We start from the raw sequence: 18,482 nt of genomic DNA, 5'->3' as shown, positions 1-18,482 counted from the left end.
AGTTTAGTCGTTAAACGACGCCTGATACTCAGGATCAGCTTGCAGAGCAATGAATTCAGCTTTCGATATTATTGTTACCGATTCATGTAACTCAGAAAAAAACACCATCGCTTCACCACTTTTAAGCTGTTGATGAACCTGCGCAACTTTATTTTCAATACTTACCTCTTGCTCACCATAATCGGTGCCTTCACGTAGCACATAGCTTTCAATTAAGTTATATAGCGTGTCTTTATCAATTTGTTCATGAGGGATGATCATAACTGCTCTTTTTTAACGATCTGTGTGAAGTAGCTAGGCACTATGTGCTCTAACCAATAAACAGGCTTAAATGGGTTATTACCACTAATAAAGCCTACGTGTCCGCCTTTATCTGACACCCGCAGAGTAACATAGTCACTGACATCTGTACCATTAGGTACTGCTTTAACTGATAGCATGGGGTCATCTTTAGCATGTACGATTAAAGTCGGTGTCGCGATTGTTTTTAGATAAGGTTTAGCACTGGCTTGTTGATAATAATCTTCTGCCCCTGAAAAGCCATGTAAGGGGGCGGTCAGCATGTCGTCAAACTGCCATAAGTCATTAATCGACTTTAACTTTTCAGGTGTTAGATTTATTTGTTGCTGAATTTGTGGCAACTTTCTTTGCATTGATTTTTTCATGCGATCAAGCAGGTATTTTTGGTATATCTTGCACAAACTTTTACGAATAATTTCACACGAGGCAGACAAGTCAAATGGCGCCGATACTACCGCAGCGCCAGTTAAGTGTGAGGATTGGCCTTGTTCACCTAAGTATTTAGCTAAGACATTGCCACCTAAAGAAAAACCGACGGCAAATAATGGGCGAGAAGGAAATTTGCCTTTCAAATAATTAATAAAAAAGCGCAGGTCTTCAGTTTCACCACTATGATAGGCACGAGCCAATCGATTAACTTCCCGTGAGCAGTTGCGAAAATGCATAAGCACAACCGCAAACCCTTGCTGCTTTAGTTTTTTCATCATGCCTTTGGCATAAAAGCTATTTATATTGCCTTCAAGCCCGTGCAATACAATTGCCAGTGGTGCGTGGTCATTGTGGGGTTGTGCCCATGCAAGCTCTAAGAAATCACCATCTGGAGTGTTGAGTGTCGATAAGTTGTAACGTGTTTTATGAAAAGGGCGAAAAAAGCGCGGCATTATGGTTTGTAAATGACGATTGCGCATCCACCACGCAGGTTTAAACTCAGGTAACATAGTTGACACTTTAAAGACAAAACAAGCGCCTATTGTAGCAAGTTTTTGCTTTTTTAGAACAGTTTAACGATTTTGGCTTATGCAAATAAAAAGCCCCTAAACAATAAAATTGGATAGGGGCTTTGTGCGTCGTGCTTAATTCTTACTTAGGAACTTCAGCGTCGTGTACTTTTTTAATGAAATACCCGACGTAAAAAAGGCATAAAACGATAACAACTGCCAAAATGCCAAATGACATAAATAAGACTGGGTCGCTAAAAAAATCTCTAAAGAATACGTTCATGGTTGTGCCTCCTAATGTCTATGGGTTAATCATAGGCTGGCTTGGCATAGCCTGACATGATCCAGATCAAGCTATTTTCCTGAAGCTACACAAGGCGATTTAGAAGTTGATTTGGATCAAGTTTACTGAGTCTAAGTTATTAGTACTCGCCTTTATTCGAGCGAGAGCGTTATTTTATTGCTGTGAAATTTTACGGGGTAAGGTAGTGGTGATATGAGTTGGGTTTGCTAATCACCTTTATCTTATATACAACTTTAAATTATCTGCTTTTGGGTTTGATGTAAGTGTGCAAGTATTCACGCTATCAATGAGCATTTGCTGCTGTTGTTTTTCGAGCTTGAGTTCTGCACTGAGTAATTCTTTACGAATTGTGGTGTAGTCAGCAATTTCGCTTTGATTAGCTTTTAGATAGGCGCGAGCCGTGCGTAGAGGTTTTAATACCTGCTGGTCAAACTCACCAATGCATAACTCAAGCTGATTAAGTTGAGATTCGTTTAAAGCAAGCTCAAGAGAGTCTAAATAATAAAGCAACAAGCACACATTCACATTTTTGCCTTGCTGGTTTTGATAACCTAACAGCCGTGTTTGCATGCCTTCTTCATCATAAAGTCGACACGCAAACTGCCAAAATGCTTCGCTATTAAGCGGTTTCATCGGCGAAGGCCTGTTCTTTTTCTTCGAGTTCTTCCAGCGCCATCAATAATTCTTCTTCAACGGCATTTAGTTTTGGGGTTAACTCAGCTTGCTTTGCTAGTAACTTTGTTAGCTTCGCTTTATTGTCGTCATTATATAAATCATTGTCGCCGAGCGCAGTTTCAACTTCACTAAGCTCTGTTGCGTACTTATCGAGCTGCTTTTCAAGCGTGTCGATTTGTTTTTTTAATGGCTGCACTGACTTTCTAAACTCAGCTTCTAAGCGCTTTTGTTCCTTGCGGTTTACACTTGAATGAGCTTTTGTTGCATTGTCTTCTGGTGTTTTTGCCGCTTCTTTATTCGCATTGAGTAGCCACTGGTAATAAGCATCAAGGTCGTAGCCAAATTGCGTGACTTCGCCGTTATCAACAAGGTAATACTCATCGGCGGTATTTTTTAGCATATGGCGGTCGTGCGATACGGTAACCATCGCACCTTCAAATCCCTGTAGTGCCATGACAAGAGCATGTCGCATTTCTAAATCTAGGTGGTTGGTAGGCTCATCCAGTAAGAGTAAGTTAGGTTTTTGATATACCAACATAGCCAGCACTAAACGTGCTTTTTCACCCCCCGAAAATGGCGCAACTGGCTCAAGGGCTTTATCACCAATGAAGGCAAAGCCCCCTAAAAAGTCGCGCAGTGATTGCTCTGTTGCTTGCGGATTTAAACGTTGTAAATGCGTAACAGCACTGGCTGTTAAATCAAGAGACTCCAGTTGGTGCTGCGCAAAGTAACCAATATTTAAGCCTTGATGCTGGAACACTTCGCCCGCTTGTGGGTCAAGTTCACCTGCTAGCAGCTTGATAAGTGTAGACTTACCCGCACCATTTCGACCAAGCAGGGCAATACGGCTACCTGGTACTAGGTTTAGCTTAATACTATGTAGAATAGTGATGTCGCCATAGCCCGCTTTGGCTTGGTCGAGTGTCATCAAGGGGTTTGGCAGCGCAGTGGGGTCTGCAAATTCAAAATCGAAAGGGGAGTCGGCATGCGCAGGCGCTAGTTTTTCCATTCGCTCTAAGGCTTTTACGCGGCTTTGTGCTTGTTTTGCTTTACTGGCTTTAGCCTTAAAGCGTGTAATAAACTTTTCTAGATGAGCGATTTGTTCTTGTTGTTTTTCGAACATAGCTTGCTGTTGCAGTAAACGCTCCGCTTTTTGGCGTTCGAATTGCGAGTAGTGGCCTTTGTAAACATTAATTTTTTGCTGATCGATGTGCCAAATTTGATCAACCACCGCGTCTAAGAATTCACGGTCGTGAGAAATCAGTACTAGGGTGCCAGTATAGGCGCGTAAAAAGCGCTCTAACCAGTATACGGCATCGAGATCTAAGTGGTTGGTTGGTTCATCTAACAGCAATAAGTCAGCGTCACGAATAAGCGCTTGAGCCAAGTTTAGACGCATACGCCACCCACCTGAAAAGGCGCTGACAGGGTTATCTATTTGCTCATTACTAAAACCTAAGCCATGTAGCAGTTCACCTGCTTTGGCTTCGATGCTATAACCTTGAATATGTTCAAGGCCGATATGCGCTTTGGCTTGTGCTGCGCCATCGTCATTTTTTTCAGCTTCTCGGAGTGCGATTCTGAGCGCATAATACTCAGGGTGGCCTTGCAAAACATAATCAAGCGCACTTATTTCCAGTGCCGGTGTTTCTTGTTTAACAGAGGCGATGGACCAATCTTTAGGGATGCTGCATTCACCCGCATCGAGCTGCAACTCAGACTTTAGCAAACTAAACAGTGTTGACTTACCACAACCATTAGCCCCAACAAGACCAACTTTATGTTCAGGGAAAAGTGTGGCGCTGGCTCCTTTAAGGAGTGCTTTACCACCACGAAGTAGTTCGATATCTGAGATTTGGATCATTGAAAAATACTATGCTGAGTCCTAGTTAAGTTGCGTTATCATAACACGGATCCTATAAGGCTTCGCAATCGTATCAAACAGAGAATTATTAGGCTAAAATAGCGGCCTACATGCCACGGGAGATCACTTATGAGACAAAAAAAACGCTTTATTGCTGGTGCGTCATGCCCAGAATGTGGGGCTATGGATACCATGATGCTTTATAAAGAGCATGATGTCGAAAAAGTGGAGTGTGTACAGTGTGGCCATAAAATGACCCAGCCAGAGAAAGCTGTGCAAGCTTCAACACGTCAATTTGAACAGGTAATTGGGGTATTTAAGCCGGGTGATTAACCCGGCCATTATTGTATGCTTAGTAATGTGGCGGAGGCGGCTCTTGTAACTGTGACATAAGAGAAGGCTGTTGCGCCTCTTTAATTTTTTCTGCGAGCAACTCGGTTTGGCGCTTCATTTTTGCCAATTGCTGTTGGTGCGCTTTAAGCTCATCATTCAATATTTCAATTGTTTCATCTTGAAAGGCGACTTTCGCTTCAAGTTCCATGAGACGATCTTCAATTGTATTCATTCGATTCTCTTAAATTAAAACTTTCAGCGAATCCGCTGGAGCTTTCGGTTAATAACGCTTGGTTGTTATCAGTAAACGCAACATCTAACACCACGGCTGATTTTGGGCGACTGCCTTCACGAGGGAGTACTTGCCACGTTTGTAATTTTTTACCTGAGTCCAGTTGCCATAAATCCACGAGTCGATTCGGTGAACCGGTTGCAATTAAGGTGCCTTGATCATTAAAGCGCACGGCGGTAAAAATTTTCTGACGCGCAATATACGCCAGTTTGCTAACAAGATCACCTGTAGTCAGTTGCCATACATTTGCTTGCTTCATACTATCTGCTGTAAATGCATATCGACCCAGTGGATCAAGCGCAACCTGAGTGACACGAGTCGGGTGATTAAAGCGGTGGATTACTTGCCCTGTGCGAGTATCCCAAAAGTAAGCTACGTAATCATTTGAGCCACTAATTGCATAGTGGCCATTGGGAGATAGATCAACAACGTTGACTTTTTCTTGATGACCGAGGAACTCTATACGCCTTCCGGTTTCTAAGTCGAGGTAAACGACTACACCGTCGGCGCGGCCATATAAAACGCTACGCCCTTGGTTACTTATGGCGATATCTCTAATTGTTGAGGCATGTATTTTATAGTAGCCCGTGTTTTCACCGGTGCTAATGTCCCATACTGCAAATGTGGACTTTTCAGCGGTGACTGCATGGCTATTATCGTAAGAGATTGCCACTGTATGCACAAGGCTATCTTGAGCTTGTTGTTGAAACCATTGGTATTTTAATACCTGCTGTTGATTATCCCACAGCGCGACCCCATGGTGTATTGATGAGATCAAGCTGTATTTGCCATCATGCGAAAGAGCAGATGCAAACGCACCTTTAGCCGCATGTTCATATCGTTCAGCGGATTGCTCATGTTGCTCAGTGCACGCAACAACTAAGCCAAAGCTTAGTAGATATAAAAAAGTACGAAATATCGACATATTACAGGTATTTCCCCTTAACTCTTAGTGATTGAGAGGTTAGACTAGGGCTCGTTAAAAGCCAAGGTTGTTAGTCTAATCACTAGATTATGCGTTTGCATAAAGTTTAGTTATTAGACAAGCAGCCTACCATAATAGGTCGTTAACCTTTAACTAGTAATAATACAATAATTGACAACTGCAAAGTGTGTCGGAGATATAAAATGAGAAAGACGATTAAATTGTCATTGATTGCAGCGTCAGTTTTAGCGCTAACAGCTTGTAATCAAGAAGCAAAAAAAGAACAGCAAGCTGAAGTTAAACTAGAGACTGAAGCACAACAACAAGCCTACGGTATCGGTGCATCTGTTGGTAACTTCTTAAACCAAGATTTAGCTGATAAAAAAGAGCTAGGTATTGAGTTAGACGAAGCGCTATTAAAGCGTGGCTTTGAAGATGCCCTTGCTGGTAACGCTAAACTAGACGATGAAAAAATTCGTGAAGTGTTAACTGCACTTGATCAAAGCATGCGTACTAAGCAAGAAGAAAAAGCAAAAGTAGAAGCTGAAAAAAGCAAAGCTGAAGGTGAAAAGTTCTTAGCTGAAAACGCGAAGAAAGAAGGTGTTACTGTTACTGAGTCTGGCTTACAGTACGAAGTGATCACTGAAGGTGAAGGCGAAAAACCAGTAGCAACTGACGTTGTAAAAGTACATTACAAAGGTACTTTACTTGATGGCACTGAGTTTGATAGCTCATACTCACGTAACGAACCAACAACTTTCCCACTTAATCGTGTGATCCCAGGTTGGACTGAAGGTTTACAATTAATGCCAGTTGGCTCTAAATACAAGTTCACAATCCCATCTGAACTTGCATACGGCGAGCGTGATCTTGGTAAGATCCCTGCTAATTCAACATTGGTTTTTGAAGTAGAATTACTTGAAATCCAAGACGAAGAAAAAGCAGCTGCTGCAGAGTAATTTATTACTCAGAAGAAAAGGGCCTCATGGCCCTTTTTTTTGTACTTCACTCATCTAGCTAAATACAGTTTCCCTCATTTTTAGCGTACCCTTGTTAGCATCAAGTTCAATTAACGCACCCACAGGTAAAATAAATTGGCGTTTAATATGGCCTATCATTGCACCGCGATAAGCGGGAATGCCTAATGGTTTAATATAATCTGCAAAAATATCATCAAGTGTTAACGAGCCATAACCACGACTTGGCTTGCACTCATTACAATCACCAAATACAAAACCCGCAATCTTATCAAGTGCACCCATGAGCTTTAATGTGCTCATCATACGGTCAATTCGATACGGTGCTTCATCAATATCTTCTAAAAACAAAATGGCCCCGTTAAAGTCGGGAAGGTAATCAGAACCGGCCAAAGCGGTGAGTACTGTCAAGTTTCCACCGATTAAGCGACCCGTCGCCTTACCAGGTGTGATAGTTTGAGTCAGGTACTTGGTATTTACCAGCTCATCGTCTGCTTTGGGTAAATTTTGATAATGCATGTGCTTTCGTGCTTCGAACAGGCTTTTAAATTGCTCTACATGAAATGGATTCCATTCACTAGATGCGTTCGGACCATGAAAACTAATCATGCCAGTTTTGGCAAGCAGTGCGTTATGTAAAGCGGTGATATCTGAGTAGCCCATGAGCGGCTTAGGGTTGTTGCGGATCATGGTGTAGTCGAGCAAAGGTAAAATACGGGCTGCACCTGAACCACCACGCAAACAAAAAATAGCACTGACATCCGTATCGCTAAACAAGTTATTTAGATCGTTGGCTCGCATGGCATCTGTTCCAGCTAAATGCCCTCGTCTTGCCAGAATATTAGGCGCCAGCCTTGCTTTATAACCCAGTGCTTCAATCACCCCTTTTGCTAGTATGATGTCAGCATGTTCGGCGGTTGCCGCAGCAGGACTACAGACACCGATAGTGCCTCCCTTTGTAAGTGCTTTTGGCTTAATTAAAGTGTGGCCACTGCTATTCTGTGCGGCCATTAAGGGAGTTGATGTTAGGCTTGCACCTGCTGCAAGGATTGAAAGTGACTTTAAAAATGACCGTTTATGCATGGCGAACCTCATGTTTTTATAGTATGAGTATCGCATCTAAATATTTATTTCAAATATTTTTGTTTGGATGGAATAATTGATTCTTTAAAGGAAGGCAAAAAGAGGCATTCAGCAGAGAATTTACTCTCTGCTGCTGTGAAGTTGCACTAGCTAGTATGATTTGAATATAAGTTATCGATTAACTCATCTTCTAATTCAAAGCGTAGCTCAAGTGCTTCGCCTAGGGCAGATAAGTCTTTATCAAACTCATCCAGTAAATCATCTTTATCTACTTCAGCATATTTATCGTTAAAGTCGAGTGCGATGTCAGTTGTTTCTGAAATACGTGGATAAAGCGCACTGGCAAGCTTTTGGCTTTCTGGGCCTTTCTCTTCACATGCTTTTGCAATGTCATCGTAAATTTCAAAATGACCAGCAGATAAGTAGTCCATTAAAATTTGACAAAAATTTTGGATTTGTAGTTGATCTGGAAGGGCGTGATCTTTCTTTTCATACGGTGAAAAGCCCGCTATACGACAGAATAGCACAAGTAATTCTTGGCGCTCTGTGAGCCACTTATCGATAACAGAGTGGCTTCCACCCCATTTTTGTTGAGCTTTTTCCAAACGCGTCAGCATATTTCATCTCCTCGCTGAGTTGGTTTCCTTTTTATATAAAAAGGAAATATGACACAAAGATCAACTAATTCTTCGTGCTTAGTTACAACAAACTGTTAAAAGCCAACCTAGAAACACAAGACAGCATATTGTTATATGAAAATGCGTGTCGTAATAGGTTAGGTCAATTTTGCTTTAACAGCAGTGTATGGGAAATAATTAAAAACTACTAGTGTTAATTTTTAACGTTGAAAATACTGAGGTGATTGTATAAATCAATGATTCAGAAAAGAAAAAACCACCAAAATTGGTGGTTTAATTCTTTTTCTAGACTTGTTAAAACAAGCTTTCTTATTGTTATGGGAAGATTTTTGTTCTTATTGTTATAAGATTTTTATTATTGTTTTTGTTAACGCGGGATAAGTTATACCAAGCTTTTTTCTTTGTTGCAAATTTATTAATGAAAAGTTTTAAAAATATTTTTTTTCGTATAAAGCCTGTTCTGTTTGATGGAGTAAGTTTAAAAATCGTGATCTATATCTAGGCTTGGTTATCTATCCATAGTGGGTCGCGTAATATGGTGATACAATCACCAGCAAAATTTCATTCAGTTCTAGGACCTATACGCATGAGCGAATTAAAAAACGACCGTTATTTACGTGCACTACAAAAACAACCTGTTGATGTCACTCCGGTATGGATGATGCGCCAAGCTGGCCGTTATTTACCTGAGTACCGTGCTACACGTGCCCAAGCAGGCGACTTTATGAGTTTATGTAAAAACGCTGAACTTGCTTGTGAAGTAACGTTACAGCCTTTACGTCGTTATCCGCTTGATGCTGCAATTCTATTTAGTGATATTTTAACTATTCCAGATGCAATGGGCTTAGGTCTTTATTTTGAAACGGGTGAAGGTCCTAAATTTGAACGTCCGATTTCTTCTTTAGCTGATGTTAAAAAAATCCCAAATATCGATCCAACTGATGAGCTTGGTTATGTGATGAATGCGGTAAGCACGATTCGTCGCGAACTAAAAGGTGAAGTACCACTGATTGGTTTCTCTGGGTCACCTTGGACACTTGCCACATACATGGTTGAAGGTGGTAGCAGTAAAACATTCGGTAAAATCAAGAAAATGGCGTTTGCTGAGCCGCAAACACTGCACTTATTACTTGATAAATTAGCTGACTCAGTCATTGACTATTTAAACGCGCAAGTAAAAGCGGGTGCGCAATCGTTAATGGTATTTGACTCATGGGGTGGAGTATTAAGCCCACGTGATTACAATGAGTTTTCATTACAATACATGCATAAGATTGTTGATGGCTTAATTCGCGAGCATGATGGCCGTAAAGTGCCAGTGACATTATTTACTAAAAATGGCGGTCAGTGGATTGAAGCAATCGCGGCGACGGGCTGTGATGCAGTAGGCTTAGATTGGACAATTAATATTGGTGATGCTAAGCGTCGTGTTGGTGATAAAGTAGCACTACAAGGTAACATGGACCCTGCCATGCTACATGGTACGCCTGAGCGTATTCGTCAAGAAGTCGCGACTATTCTAGAAGACTTTGGTACAGGCTCTGGTCATGTGTTCAACTTAGGTCACGGTATTACACCAGATGTTGACCCTGAAAATGCGGGTGTGTTTATTAACGCAGTGCATGAGTTCAGCGCTAAGTATCACAAATAAGCTAAAAGCGAATGACAAAAAAAGCCCGCATTAAGCGGGCTTTTTGTTACTTAAACAAACGATTTAAACCATTTAATGCCGCGACTCGGTAGGCTTCTGCCATGGTTGGGTAGTTAAACGTGGTATTCACAAAGTAATCAATGTTATTGCCGCCGTTCTTTTGTTCCATAATCGCTTGGCCGATATGAACGATTTCAGAGGCACGCTCGCCAAAGCAATGCACGCCGAGCACTTCCTTGGTATCAACATGGAATAAAATCTTTAAACTACCTACTTCAGTGCCTGCTATTTGTGCGCGCGCTAAATGTTTAAATTGGGCACGACCCACTTCGTATGGAATTTTAGCTGCGGTGAGCTCTTGTTCCGTTTTACCCACTGAGCTCATTTCAGGAATAGTATAAATCCCTGCGGGTATATCAATAATCAATTTTTCTTCGCAGTTACCGCAAGCAATAGCATCAGCAGCGATTCGGCCTTGATCAAATGCCGCACTAGCAAGACTTGGATAGCCAATAACATCACCAACAGCATAAATGTTGTCGACTTCTGTTTGGTAAGTTTCATTCACTTTAAGTTGGCCACGACCATCCGCTTTTAGGCCAACAGCATCAAGGTTTAATGTATCAGTATTACCCGTTCGACCATTGGCAAATAAAATACAGTCTGCTTTAACTCGCTTGCCTGATTTTAAGTGCATCACAACACAATCATCGCGAGTTTCTACTCTATCAAATTCTTCGTTATGGCGAATAACGATACCGCTGTTCCAAAAGTGATAGCTTAGTGCATCGGAAATTTCTGCATCCATAAAGGCGAGTAAGCGATCGCGGGTATTCACTAGGTCAACTTTTGCGCCTAAACCTTTAAAAATAGAGGCGTATTCACAGCCAATCACACCTGCACCATAAATCAGTACACGGTGTGGGTCATGTTCAAGGCCTAAAATCGTGTCACTGTCGTAAATACGTGCATGATTAAAGTCAACGCCAGGTGGACGATATGGGCGAGAGCCTGTAGCAATGACAATTGTTTGCGCGGTAAGTGTTTCGTGCGAACCATCAAGGTGTGTAATCTTTACTGTGTGCTTGTCAACAAACTCAGCATCACCTTGATACATATGAATGCGGTTACGGTCATAAAAGCTACTACGTAAACTTGACTGCTTAGATATGACATTACTAGCGTGACGCAAAATATCAGGAAAAGTGAGGCGGTTCGGACGTTCGCTGATATTAAACAAAGGGTTGGCTTTATATTCTATATAACGGCTTACTGAGTGACGTAAGGCTTTTGATGGAATAGTGCCCCAGTGAACACAACCGCCGCCTACTGCTTCTTGGCGCTCAATAACTGCGACTTTTTTGTTACTCTTTGAAAGGTTCATGGCGGTACCTTCACCGCCAGGACCTGTCCCTATGATAATCGCATCATATTGATAAGATGGAGTATCTTTTTGCTTTACTTGTTGTTTGGCCACAGCCGCTCCTATATTAACTAAAAGAGGCTTTTAATAACCTCGCATTTAGTGCAAGCCAAGCCTGCTTTTGGTTTTCCCAAGCGGCTTCAAGCTCATGATATTGTGTCATTAATGCTGATTTTTCGCATTGTTTCATCATGTTATTCTTTTTGATTTCTAACACGCGTTTTTGCAGGGCACAGAAGTGTTGCAGCTTTTTCAGCAGTAAATCGTACTCAGATTGTAATAATGTAAGCTTATCTTGCGCTAAAGGCAATTTTGCAAGACGGCCTTGGGTTTTATTCATCAAGGTTTCTGCTTTGGCTTTTTCAATGCGCTCAACCGGTGTACGTTTTAATTTTGATGCAAGACCGACAGATGCGAGCGTGCGGATCATCCACTTGGTTGGGTCATAGTGATACCATTTAATACCATTGCGATAGTCACTGGCAAAAATATGGTGGAAATTATGATAGCCTTCACCATAAGTGAATAACGCTAAAAAGCCATTATCGCGTGCGGTATTTTTTTCGGTGTACGGGCGAGACCCCCATATATGGGCAACTGAATTGATAAAAAAGGTAAAATGCTGGCTTAATACTAAACGTAACAACCCTGCAATTAGTAACATCCCCCACACATCACCGACCATTAATCCAAGCAAAAGAGGAATTCCAATATTGGTCGCTAACACTAATTTCATGTAGTGGCGGTGTTGCCACATAACGACTTTATTTTTCTGTAAGTCACGGCAATTACTATAATTTCCGTATTCCTCTCCTTGATAGTCTCGCAGCATCCAACCTATATGGCTGTACCAAAAGCCATTTGTTGCGGCATAAGGGTCTTTGATTGGATCATCAACTTGACCATGGTGAATACGGTGGTCGCTACTCCAGTGAAGCGCACTATTTTGCAGCGCAAATGCACCACCCAAGGCGAATATAACTTCAATTACAGGGTGTGCATCATAGGCTTTGTGTGCCCATAAACGGTGATAACCCGCGGTGATAGATAATCCTGCGTAGAACATGCAAGCAACAAAAGCTATCCATTGCACTGTGGTGTATCCGTAACTAAATCCATACCAAGGAACAAGCGTAATGGCGGCCAAAAATGTCAGGCTAAAAAATAACACATTGGTCCAAATAATCGGTGGTTTTTTCATCATAATAAATCTCGGCGTACAGTTGTACGCTAAAATAGTGTTTCAAACTCTTCGCGTCAAGTATTAGACTGTCTCATTAACTTAAAAATCATTAAAAGTTCACCTTGGGAGTTTTCATGTCGGGTGTTAGAGCGCAACAGAAACAAAAAACACGACAAGCATTAATCGAAGCTGCATTTAATCAATTGAGTGCCGATCACAGCTTTTCTAATTTAAGTTTACGTGAAGTTGCTCGTGAAGCAGGGATTGCGCCAACCTCTTTTTATCGCCATTTTAAAGATATGAATGAACTTGGCTTGACCATGGTTGATGAAGCGGGGTTAACGCTTCGCCAGTTAATGCGCCAAGCCCGTCGGCGTATCGAAAGTGGTGGCAGTGTCATTACTACATCGATTGTTACTTTCATGGAATTTATTGATAACTCAAGTAACCAGTTCAGGTTGTTATTGCGTGAACGTTCGGGTACTTCAAAAGCGTTTCGTGCCGCGGTTGCTCGCGAGATAAAACATTTCATCTTGGAGCTTGCACATTACCTTGAAAGTGAAACGCCATGCGATGCCACCCATGCCTATATACAAGCGGAAGCGATGGTCACTTTAGTATTTAACGCAGGGGCAGAAGCGCTTGATATTGAAGGGCAGCAACGTGAAGAGTTGGTAGAACGTGTTATTTGGCAATTACGTTATATAGCCCGTGGTGCATTATTGTATGTTAGGGATAACGGTGGAAATGAAAAAAGTTAATCTAAGCAGGCCGTAAGCGTTACGTACTTTTTCTAACGACAACTAACCATTAAATTGTTATTTTTATCCTTTTTTTATTTGTTTTGTGAATTTTTATTTCTATATTTATGCCTTTGCATTGTGCTTAGTGAAAAAAATATGCTTGCAAGAGTGTGTGCTGGGTGTTAAAAATACAGCTCACTGAACACACATTTAGAAAATTAACATGCAAATGACACGTTTAATTACATTAACACTGAACCTCTTACTGCTTAAGCAAGTAGGTGGGGCTTAGTGTATTTGCATTTGTAAATATTATAAAACCCCGCAAACGCGGGGTTTTTTTTATCTCGCTAATGGGTCATTGGGAACGAGGACAGTTTATGAAAGATAAAGTTTGGATTTTTGATACAACGTTACGTGATGGTGAGCAAGCATTAAAAGCCAGCCTAACCGAAGACGACAAAATTCAGCTTGCGCATACCATTAGCCGCTTAAATGTGGATGTAATGGAAGTCGGTTTTCCGGTATCTAGTCCGGCAGACTTTCGCTCAGTACAGCGTATTGCAACTGAGGTGACAGGGCCGATTATTTGTGGCTTAGCACGTGCTGTAGCAAAAGATATTGAAGCTTGTGGTGAGGCACTTCGCCCTGCTGAGCAAGGCCGTATTCACACCTTTATAGCAACCAGTCCATTACACCTTGAACACAAATTACGAATGAGCTTAGACGATGCAACAGCGATGGCTGTTAAGTCGATTAAACTTGCGCGTAACTACACGGATGACGTCGAGTTTTCATGTGAAGATGCTGGTCGAACACCGCATTGGGATTTATGCCGCATCGTTGAAAGTGCCATTGATGCGGGTGCATCAACTATCAACTTACCTGACACCGTAGGTTATGTAACGCCAGACGAATACGCTGCGATGATCCACCACTTAATGAACAATGTGCCAAACATCGACAAGGCGCGTTTAAGTGTGCATTGCCACAACGATTTAGGTTTAGCGGTTGCGAACTCAATCGCTGCGGTGCAAGCCGGTGCTCGCCAAATCGAATGTACTATTAATGGTATTGGTGAGCGTGCAGGTAACTGCTCGCTTGAAGAAGTGGCGATGATCATGAAAATGCGTGAAGACCACTTAAAAGTTCACACTGACATTCGCAGTGAAGAAATTTACCGCGCTTCGCGCCAAGTCGCGAAGATTTGTAATATGCCAGTGCAACCAAACAAAGCCATTGTTGGTGAAAATGCCTTTGCACACAGCTCAGGTATTCACCAAGACGGCGTATTAAAAGCGCAAAATACTTACGAGATTATGTCGCCAGAAAGTGTCGGCGTACCCAATAACCAATTAAACATGACCTCGCGTTCCGGTCGTCATGTTATTGAGCATCGTTTAGAGGAGTTAGGCTATCAAAAATCGGATTACGATATGGATAGCTTGTACGCAAGCTTCTTAGCATTAGCAGACCAAAAAGGCACTGTCTATGACTACGACTTAGAAGCGATGATTTACTTTAATCAAATCAAAGATAAAGACGAGAAGTACCAACTTGAGTTTGTTAACTCTACGTCTAACTCGCAGTCAGTGGCGAGCTCAACAATCGGTATGACTATTGATGGCGAATCTAAGCAAGAGGCAGCGACAGGTAATGGTCCAGTTGAGGCATCATTCTTAGCAATTGAGCGCTTAACCGGTATGTCGGTTGAGATGATTGAATACAACTTAGAAGCAACAGGCCAAGGTGCCAGCTCACTAGGGCAAGTGAACATTATCGCTAAATATGATGGTCGCCCATATCACGGCGCGGGCATTGCAGCGGATGTGGTTGAAGCGTCAGTACGCGCCATGATCCGCGTTTATAACTTAATTTATCGTGCACAAAAAGTGTCTGATTTAAAACAACAGAGGAAAGCAGGATGAGTCAATCGAATTACAGTATCGCAGTATTAGCAGGCGACGGGATTGGTCCAGAAGTTATGGCTGCAGCAGAAACCGTCTTGGATGCTGTAAGCGAAAAATTTGGTTTTACTTTGACTCGTCATCACCACGCGATTGGTGGTGCTGCCATCGATGAGTTTGGTCAGGCACTGCCGCAAAGCACATTGAGCGCCTGCGAAAATGCTGATGCGATTTTATTTGGTTCGGTAGGCGGCCCTAAGTGGGAAAACTTACCACCGAACGAACAACCTGAGCGAGCGTCGCTGCTGCCACTGCGTAAGCATTTTGGTTTGTTCTGTAATTTACGCCCAGCACAATTATTACCTGCACTAAGTGCTGCATCACCGCTACGTGCAGATATCAGCGCACAAGGCTTTGATATCTTATGTGTGCGCGAGTTAACAGGCGGTATTTATTTTGGTGAAAAAGGCCGCAGTGGTGAAGGGGAGCAAGAAGCTGCTTTCGATACCCAAACATATTCACGTAAAGAAATTGAGCGTATCGCTCGTTTTGCCTTTGAAGCCGCTAAACTACGTAGCAATCATGTTACCTCGGTTGATAAAGCGAATGTGTTAGCGTCTAGTGTACTTTGGCGTGAAGTGGTCACTGAAGTGAGTAAAGACTACCCAGAAGTAAGCCTAGACTACATTTATGTTGATAACGCGGCGATGCAGTTAGTGAAACAGCCAAGCCAGTTTGATGTATTACTTTGCGATAATTTATTTGGCGACATTTTGTCTGATGAGTGCGCGATGATCACAGGCTCTATGGGCTTATTACCATCAGCGAGTTTAAATCAGTCTGGCTTTGGTTTATATGAGCCAGCGGGTGGCTCAGCACCTGATATTGCGGGTAAAGGAGTGGCAAACCCTATCGCACAAATTTTAAGTGCTGCGCTTATGCTGCGCTACTCATTAGGTCAAGATGAAGCGGCGCGTACCATTGAAAAAGCGGTAGCAGAAGCGGTTGAAGCAGGAGTTGGTACGCCAGATATCTACCCAAATGCAGGGTACACCACCAGTGATGTTGCTGCGGCAATTGTGGCACGTATTTAATTAAACATTGTTTGCGCTGAGCTCGTCACTCAGCGTAACTAAAATGAGGGAATAGCAAGTGGCCCAAACCTTATACGATAAAATCTGGCAAGCTCATGTAGTCGCCAACATTAACGATCAAACCGATTTACTTTATATCGACCGTCATCTAGTTCATGAAGTTACTTCACCGCAAGCCTTTGCTGGTTTACGTGAGAAAAACCGTAAAGTACGTTGCCCAGAAAAAACCTTTGCAACTATGGACCATAACGTTTCAACAAAAAGTCGCTCATTAGATGCCGCCAGTGAAGTGTCGAAAAATCAATTAATGGCACTGGATGCAAACTGTAAAGAGTTTGGTATTCAACTTTATGATTTAAATTCGATTAATCAAGGTATTGTGCATGTAATGGGGCCTGAGCAGGGCATTACCTTACCGGGCACAACCATAGTGTGTGGTGACAGCCATACTTCTACCCATGGTGCATTTGGCGCACTAGCGCACGGTATTGGTACGTCAGAAGTTGAGCATGTTCTAGCCACTCAAACGTTACAGCAGAAAAAAGCCAAGTCGTTAAAAATTCAAATAAATGGTCGCCTACGTCCAACCGTTACTGCAAAAGATTTAATCATGGCGGTGATCGGTAAATTAGGCACTGCGGGTGGTACTGGCTATGTTGCGGAGTTTTGTGGTGAAGCAATTGAAGCGCTGTCTATGGAAGCGCGTATGACGCTTTGTAATATGAGTATTGAAATGGGTGCAAAAGCGGGGTTAATCGCGCCAGATCAAACAACTTATGATTATTTAAAAGGTCGCCCATTTGCACCACAAGGTGCTGACTTTGATAATGCTGTTGCCTACTGGCAAACACTAAAAACGGATGAAGGCGCAGAGTTTGATCATGTTGTTGAATTGGAGGCTGCTGATATTCAACCGCAAATAACTTGGGGTACCAGCCCTGAGCAAGTGATTGGCGTCGATGAATTCATTCCAGACCCTGAGCAAGAACCAGATCTAATCAAAGCTGATGCAATCCGTAGCGCACTAAAATATATGGGCTTAAAAGCCGGTGATAAATTGTCTTCAGCAACTGTTGATACCGTTTTTATTGGCTCATGTACAAATAGCCGAATTGAAGATTTACGTGCTGCCGCGCAAATTGTAGAAGGTAAACAAGTTGCAGCGGGTGTTGAAGCGCTGATTGTTCCTGGTTCTGGCCTTGTAAAAAAACAAGCCGAAGACGAAGGCCTTGCAGATATCTTCAAAGCAGCTGGCTTTGAATGGCGTGAACCAGGTTGTTCAATGTGCTTAGCAATGAATGATGATAGATTAGAAGCTGGCAAACGCTGTGCGTCGACCTCAAATCGTAACTTTGAAGGTCGCCAAGGTCGCGGTGGTCGCACTCACTTAGTGAGCCCTGCAATGGCAGCGGCAGCGGCAATTCATGGTCGTTTTGTTGATATCAGAGGAGAAGCCTAATGAGCGTATTTTTTAGTGGCTTAATGGCCCCGTTAGATAAAAACAATGTTGATACTGACCAAATTATTCCAAAGCAGTTTTTAACGTCGACCAGCCGTGATGGTTTTGATGCGGCGCTTTTTTACGATTGGCGTTATTTAGATAACGGCGAGCCAAACCCTGAGTTTATTTTGAATCGTCCTTGTTACCAAGGTGCGCAAATTCTTTTAACTCGCGACAACTTTGGTTGTGGTTCATCGCGCGAGCATGCGCCATGGGCATTAAAGCAATATGGTTTTGAAGTTATCTTAGCAGAAAGTTTTGCCGATATTTTCTTTAATAACTGCGGCAATAACCAAATGCTTGCTATCGCATTACCAGCAGAAACGCTTGAGCAATTATTTGTGCTGAGTGAACAGCATGATGCTATTCATATCGAAGTTGATTTAGAAAACCAACAACTTCGTAGCGATAAGTTTGACACCATTCACTTTGATATTCGTCATGACATTAAAGAGCGTTTATTAAGCGGCTTAGACTTTATCGGTGTGACTGAAACACTTAACAGCCAAATTGATGCCTTTGAAACTAAGCTTAAAGCTGAGCGCCCTTGGCAATAAAAGGTTTTATTACATGTGGAACCTAAACGCGGCGAAAGTCGCGTTTTTATTTGTTTCTAAAAAAGAAAGTTGTTAATTTGGTTGGTAAAATAAC

At 42.2% G+C, this 18,482-nt stretch carries 19 protein-coding genes; 8 read left to right on the top strand and 11 right to left on the bottom strand.

Features of this window, described 5'->3' with window-relative positions; translation table 11 throughout:
- Positions 1 to 3 precede the first annotated feature (3 nt).
- From L0Z67_RS16140 to L0Z67_RS16120, 5 genes are all read right to left on the bottom strand, one after another.
- Entirely contained in the window at positions 4 to 261 is a 258-nt protein-coding gene (locus L0Z67_RS16140) for a YheU family protein (RefSeq protein WP_062568381.1), read from the bottom strand.
- Positions 258 to 1,238 carry a hydrolase gene (locus L0Z67_RS16135; protein ID WP_062568380.1) on the bottom strand — a complete coding sequence of 327 codons (981 nt, stop codon included), beginning with the start codon at positions 1,236 to 1,238 and terminating at the stop codon, positions 258 to 260. Before L0Z67_RS16135 ends, L0Z67_RS16140 begins: the two co-directional genes overlap by 4 nt.
- Before the next feature lie 142 nt (positions 1,239 to 1,380).
- Positions 1,381 to 1,521 carry a DUF3149 domain-containing protein gene (locus L0Z67_RS16130; protein ID WP_074989877.1) on the bottom strand — a complete coding sequence of 47 codons (141 nt, stop codon included), beginning with the start codon at positions 1,519 to 1,521 and terminating at the stop codon, positions 1,381 to 1,383.
- A gap of 237 nt (positions 1,522 to 1,758) precedes the next feature.
- Positions 1,759 to 2,175, bottom strand: a complete 417-nt coding sequence (locus L0Z67_RS16125) for a TIGR02444 family protein (RefSeq protein ID WP_062568379.1) — start codon at positions 2,173 to 2,175, stop codon at positions 1,759 to 1,761.
- Positions 2,162 to 4,081, bottom strand: coding sequence for an ATP-binding cassette domain-containing protein (locus tag L0Z67_RS16120; RefSeq protein WP_062568378.1), 1,920 nt, complete (start codon positions 4,079 to 4,081; stop codon positions 2,162 to 2,164). The genes L0Z67_RS16125 and L0Z67_RS16120 overlap by 14 nt, the downstream gene beginning before the upstream one ends.
- Positions 4,082 to 4,210: 129 nt before the next feature.
- On the opposite strand from L0Z67_RS16120, the gene L0Z67_RS16115 reads away from it, so the two are divergent.
- The gene (locus tag L0Z67_RS16115) at positions 4,211 to 4,414 is read left to right on the top strand and encodes a YheV family putative zinc ribbon protein (protein ID WP_062568377.1); all 204 of its coding nucleotides are present in this window, start codon (positions 4,211 to 4,213) and stop codon (positions 4,412 to 4,414) included.
- A gap of 19 nt (positions 4,415 to 4,433) precedes the next feature.
- Here the strand turns inward: L0Z67_RS16115 and L0Z67_RS16110 are convergent, their stop codons facing one another.
- Together L0Z67_RS16110 and L0Z67_RS16105 are read right to left on the bottom strand one after the other, a co-directional pair.
- Entirely contained in the window at positions 4,434 to 4,646 is a 213-nt protein-coding gene (locus tag L0Z67_RS16110; RefSeq protein WP_062568376.1) for a SlyX family protein, read from the bottom strand.
- Positions 4,633 to 5,631 (bottom strand): WD40 repeat domain-containing protein, encoded by a 999-nt coding sequence (locus L0Z67_RS16105; RefSeq protein ID WP_405128251.1) that lies wholly within the window; start codon positions 5,629 to 5,631, stop codon positions 4,633 to 4,635. Before L0Z67_RS16105 ends, L0Z67_RS16110 begins: the two co-directional genes overlap by 14 nt.
- Positions 5,632 to 5,834: 203 nt before the next feature.
- On the opposite strand from L0Z67_RS16105, the gene fkpA reads away from it, so the two are divergent.
- Positions 5,835 to 6,590, top strand: a complete 756-nt coding sequence (gene fkpA, locus L0Z67_RS16100) for an FKBP-type peptidyl-prolyl cis-trans isomerase (RefSeq protein WP_062568374.1) — start codon at positions 5,835 to 5,837, stop codon at positions 6,588 to 6,590.
- Positions 6,591 to 6,644: 54 nt separating this feature from the next.
- Here the strand turns inward: fkpA and L0Z67_RS16095 are convergent, their stop codons facing one another.
- On the bottom strand, positions 6,645 to 7,691 hold the full coding sequence (locus L0Z67_RS16095; protein WP_193987974.1) for an LD-carboxypeptidase: 1,047 nt from the start codon (positions 7,689 to 7,691) through the stop codon (positions 6,645 to 6,647).
- Between the two features lie 146 nt (positions 7,692 to 7,837).
- Positions 7,838 to 8,308 carry an Rsd/AlgQ family anti-sigma factor gene (locus tag L0Z67_RS16090; RefSeq protein ID WP_062568372.1) on the bottom strand — a complete coding sequence of 157 codons (471 nt, stop codon included), beginning with the start codon at positions 8,306 to 8,308 and terminating at the stop codon, positions 7,838 to 7,840.
- A 607-nt stretch (positions 8,309 to 8,915) separates the two neighbouring features.
- Between L0Z67_RS16090 and hemE the strand changes: the two genes are divergently transcribed.
- Positions 8,916 to 9,980 (top strand): uroporphyrinogen decarboxylase, encoded by a 1,065-nt coding sequence (hemE, locus tag L0Z67_RS16085; RefSeq protein ID WP_130149201.1) that lies wholly within the window; start codon positions 8,916 to 8,918, stop codon positions 9,978 to 9,980.
- A 46-nt stretch (positions 9,981 to 10,026) separates the two neighbouring features.
- On the opposite strand, the gene sthA is transcribed toward hemE, so the two are convergent.
- Together sthA and L0Z67_RS16075 are read right to left on the bottom strand one after the other, a co-directional pair.
- A complete protein-coding gene (gene sthA / locus L0Z67_RS16080; protein ID WP_193987973.1) occupies positions 10,027 to 11,457 on the bottom strand; it encodes a Si-specific NAD(P)(+) transhydrogenase in 1,431 nt (476 codons plus the stop codon).
- A gap of 13 nt (positions 11,458 to 11,470) precedes the next feature.
- Complete coding sequence (locus L0Z67_RS16075; RefSeq protein WP_405128738.1) at positions 11,471 to 12,604, bottom strand: acyl-CoA desaturase; 1,134 nt, start codon at positions 12,602 to 12,604, stop codon at positions 11,471 to 11,473.
- Between the two features lie 116 nt (positions 12,605 to 12,720).
- Between L0Z67_RS16075 and fabR the strand changes: the two genes are divergently transcribed.
- The 5 genes from fabR (at position 12,721) to leuD (ending at position 18,388) form a co-directional block, all read left to right on the top strand.
- The gene (gene fabR / locus L0Z67_RS16070) at positions 12,721 to 13,347 is read left to right on the top strand and encodes an HTH-type transcriptional repressor FabR (RefSeq protein WP_062568368.1); all 627 of its coding nucleotides are present in this window, start codon (positions 12,721 to 12,723) and stop codon (positions 13,345 to 13,347) included.
- Positions 13,348 to 13,709: 362 nt separating this feature from the next.
- Positions 13,710 to 15,257 (top strand): 2-isopropylmalate synthase, encoded by a 1,548-nt coding sequence (gene leuA, locus L0Z67_RS16065; RefSeq protein ID WP_237114575.1) that lies wholly within the window; start codon positions 13,710 to 13,712, stop codon positions 15,255 to 15,257.
- Positions 15,254 to 16,330 carry a 3-isopropylmalate dehydrogenase gene (leuB, locus tag L0Z67_RS16060; protein WP_062568366.1) on the top strand — a complete coding sequence of 359 codons (1,077 nt, stop codon included), beginning with the start codon at positions 15,254 to 15,256 and terminating at the stop codon, positions 16,328 to 16,330. The genes leuA and leuB overlap by 4 nt, the downstream gene beginning before the upstream one ends.
- 58 nt (positions 16,331 to 16,388) lie before the next feature.
- The gene (gene leuC / locus L0Z67_RS16055) at positions 16,389 to 17,789 is read left to right on the top strand and encodes a 3-isopropylmalate dehydratase large subunit (RefSeq protein WP_237114574.1); all 1,401 of its coding nucleotides are present in this window, start codon (positions 16,389 to 16,391) and stop codon (positions 17,787 to 17,789) included.
- A complete protein-coding gene (gene leuD / locus L0Z67_RS16050; RefSeq protein ID WP_237114573.1) occupies positions 17,789 to 18,388 on the top strand; it encodes a 3-isopropylmalate dehydratase small subunit in 600 nt (199 codons plus the stop codon). The genes leuC and leuD overlap by 1 nt, the downstream gene beginning before the upstream one ends.
- The last annotated feature ends 94 nt before the right edge of the window (positions 18,389 to 18,482 follow it).

It is taken from the genome of Pseudoalteromonas sp. PB2-1, from assembly GCF_045040605.1.
Taxonomy (GTDB): Bacteria; Pseudomonadota; Gammaproteobacteria; order Enterobacterales; family Alteromonadaceae; genus Pseudoalteromonas; species Pseudoalteromonas arabiensis.
The sequence above is the reverse complement of the archived record's forward strand: the minus strand, read 5'-3'. Positions and strand labels throughout refer to the sequence as shown.

Excerpts from the sequence above, each read along its gene's own strand:
- L0Z67_RS16125 (WP_062568379.1), bottom strand. The coding sequence starts at position 2,175 with ATGAAACCGCTTAATAGCGAAGCATTTTGGCAGTTTGCGTGTCGACTT.
- leuD (WP_237114573.1), top strand. The coding sequence starts at position 17,789 with ATGAGCGTATTTTTTAGTGGCTTAATGGCCCCGTTAGATAAAAACAAT.
- L0Z67_RS16140 (WP_062568381.1), bottom strand. The coding sequence starts at position 261 with ATGATCATCCCTCATGAACAAATTGATAAAGACACGCTATATAACTTA.
- L0Z67_RS16095 (WP_193987974.1), bottom strand. The coding sequence starts at position 7,691 with ATGCATAAACGGTCATTTTTAAAGTCACTTTCAATCCTTGCAGCAGGT.
- L0Z67_RS16090 (WP_062568372.1), bottom strand. The coding sequence starts at position 8,308 with ATGCTGACGCGTTTGGAAAAAGCTCAACAAAAATGGGGTGGAAGCCAC.
- L0Z67_RS16115 (WP_062568377.1), top strand. The coding sequence starts at position 4,211 with ATGAGACAAAAAAAACGCTTTATTGCTGGTGCGTCATGCCCAGAATGT.
- fabR (WP_062568368.1), top strand. The coding sequence starts at position 12,721 with ATGTCGGGTGTTAGAGCGCAACAGAAACAAAAAACACGACAAGCATTA.
- L0Z67_RS16105 (WP_405128251.1), bottom strand. The coding sequence starts at position 5,631 with ATGTCGATATTTCGTACTTTTTTATATCTACTAAGCTTTGGCTTAGTT.
- leuB (WP_062568366.1), top strand. The coding sequence starts at position 15,254 with ATGAGTCAATCGAATTACAGTATCGCAGTATTAGCAGGCGACGGGATT.
- L0Z67_RS16075 (WP_405128738.1), bottom strand. The coding sequence starts at position 12,604 with ATGAAAAAACCACCGATTATTTGGACCAATGTGTTATTTTTTAGCCTG.
- L0Z67_RS16120 (WP_062568378.1), bottom strand. The coding sequence starts at position 4,081 with ATGATCCAAATCTCAGATATCGAACTACTTCGTGGTGGTAAAGCACTC.
- L0Z67_RS16135 (WP_062568380.1), bottom strand. The coding sequence starts at position 1,238 with ATGTTACCTGAGTTTAAACCTGCGTGGTGGATGCGCAATCGTCATTTA.
- L0Z67_RS16110 (WP_062568376.1), bottom strand. The coding sequence starts at position 4,646 with ATGAATACAATTGAAGATCGTCTCATGGAACTTGAAGCGAAAGTCGCC.
- L0Z67_RS16130 (WP_074989877.1), bottom strand. The coding sequence starts at position 1,521 with ATGAACGTATTCTTTAGAGATTTTTTTAGCGACCCAGTCTTATTTATG.
- hemE (WP_130149201.1), top strand. The coding sequence starts at position 8,916 with ATGAGCGAATTAAAAAACGACCGTTATTTACGTGCACTACAAAAACAA.
- fkpA (WP_062568374.1), top strand. The coding sequence starts at position 5,835 with ATGAGAAAGACGATTAAATTGTCATTGATTGCAGCGTCAGTTTTAGCG.
- leuA (WP_237114575.1), top strand. The coding sequence starts at position 13,710 with ATGAAAGATAAAGTTTGGATTTTTGATACAACGTTACGTGATGGTGAG.